General features: G+C 54.9%; 1 protein-coding gene. It reads right to left on the bottom strand.

Annotated features, from left to right (window positions below; translation table 11 throughout):
- Positions 1-56 precede the first annotated feature (56 nt).
- A partial coding sequence (locus tag HEN33_RS25970) for a JAB domain-containing protein (protein ID WP_001350689.1) occupies positions 57-244 on the bottom strand: 188 nt, incomplete at its 5' end.

The raw sequence follows: 244 nt of genomic DNA, 5'->3' as shown, positions 1-244 counted from the left end.
ATACCTCTGAAGACAGAAGATAAAAGTGAAAACAGGTGTGATGTGGTTGTGACGGGTTAAAGCAGACCATGTTCGGCAAAGGAGAAAACCTGGTTGCCACCGACTATCAGATGGTCCGGCACCCGGATATCCACCAGGCCCAGTGCCTGTACCAGACGTTCCGTGATAAGGCGGTCTGCCTTGCTGGGTGTGACTTCACCGGACGGGTGATTGTGCGCCAGCACCACGGCAGCGGCATTGTGGT

The sequence above is a fragment of the Escherichia sp. 94.0001 genome (assembly GCF_013369155.2).
Lineage (GTDB): Bacteria > Pseudomonadota > Gammaproteobacteria > Enterobacterales > Enterobacteriaceae > Escherichia > Escherichia coli_F.
The sequence above is the reverse complement of the archived record's forward strand: the minus strand, read 5'-3'. Positions and strand labels throughout refer to the sequence as shown.